Annotated in this window: 1 pseudogene; it reads right to left on the bottom strand. The window is 56.2% G+C overall.

Annotated elements, in window-relative coordinates:
- Positions 1 to 662 precede the first annotated feature (662 nt).
- Positions 663 to 1,329 (bottom strand): annotated as a pseudogene (locus tag ACPDIX_RS15015) (hypothetical protein); the annotation flags it as partial.

The following is a 1,329-nucleotide window of genomic DNA, read 5'->3' as shown; positions in this document are numbered from 1 at the left end:
GCCGACCCGACACCAACTGCCCGTACAGATCGTACGTGTACACCCACCAGCTCCCATCCGCCCCGCGCGTAAACACCATCATATTCCCTTTCCCGTCATACATTGGAAAATGCTCCCCCGCATTCGTGCCGTTATGGATCGCCGTCGTCAGCGCCCCAAGGACGCAACCTGATTCGCCCAATGCATCATCACTTCGCACGGCTTCGCCTGTTTGCATCTACAGGCCGAGCCACCGCAAATATCCCCCAAAACACCCTCCCTTCAAGCCCCGACCCTTCGTCCCTTCGGCACATCATAGAAGTCCCGCGTTGCGGGAGACCGGCCGGTTCACCTTGGTTGGCAGTGGAGGTATTTGCTAATTGCGCGTCCAACGATGCTCTTCCGCTGCTGACACGAAACAGCCAGCGCGAAGACACCGAAAACGAACCCATAGGTCACAGCAAGCAGAACAGACGGTAGTGCCGGTGACGTTCCCGAAGTCGGGCCGCGCAGTTTCCAAACAACCGGCACAAGGAGAAGCGCGCAGCCGAGAGCCAAACCGACAAGGCGTACCTTGCTGAAAGAGAAGGAGCGCCCATAAAGAAAGCAGAAGTAAACGAAAACCCCAATGCTTACAACCGCCCCTGTAAATTCAAGACTCCAGCCACTCATGGAAAACCTTCCTAGAACTTGCCGCACAAGGCAGTCAGCGAGGCAATATCAACGCCTGTGACGAACTGAATCAGTTGCGCCTTAGCGTTCTCGGAAACCGTGGCAGCACCGCCAAGGCAACCCACGATTCCCGAACTAACAAGAGCGGCCCAAGCACACTTGTCCTTGTAGTTGAAACCTCCCATGCACAACTGTTCCGCAAACGAACCGATTGCTCCGCAGATGCATGAGCCTGCAACACAGAACTGCGGCATCGTTGTGCAGATAACAGCTGAACAGCATCCATTGAGTGCCCCGCCAAGCGCACCGCAAGCCGCTCCTTTCCACCCTCCGGAAATCCCGCCGAAGAACCCACCAATTCCACCAATCACACAGCCAACGCCGCACGCTCCAACCCACTGGGCAACATTGCCGTCTGGGTCGTAGCCGAGGATTGGGTCGTTTCCAACAAAAACGTAAAGCTGCTTAACAGAAGCAGCCGTGCCGCCGCCAAAGGCAAAGCTGGAGTTCAACGCCGCGAGCTTGCTGAGATAATAACGATTCCCAAGCAGGATGTGCCGAGCCTCTGGCGATGCAGGCAGGATACGCTTGATTCGCTCAAGGTCCTTCGTCTCAAACATCATTACTACTGCTCCCAGTTCCTCAATCGGATCCCGGCTCAACCAACAGCCCAAGGTT

Source organism: Limisphaera sp. 4302-co (assembly GCF_049537155.1).
GTDB lineage: Bacteria > Verrucomicrobiota > Verrucomicrobiia > Limisphaerales > Limisphaeraceae > Limisphaera.
Note: the sequence above shows the minus strand (reverse complement) of the source record. Positions and strands in the feature narration are given on the sequence as shown.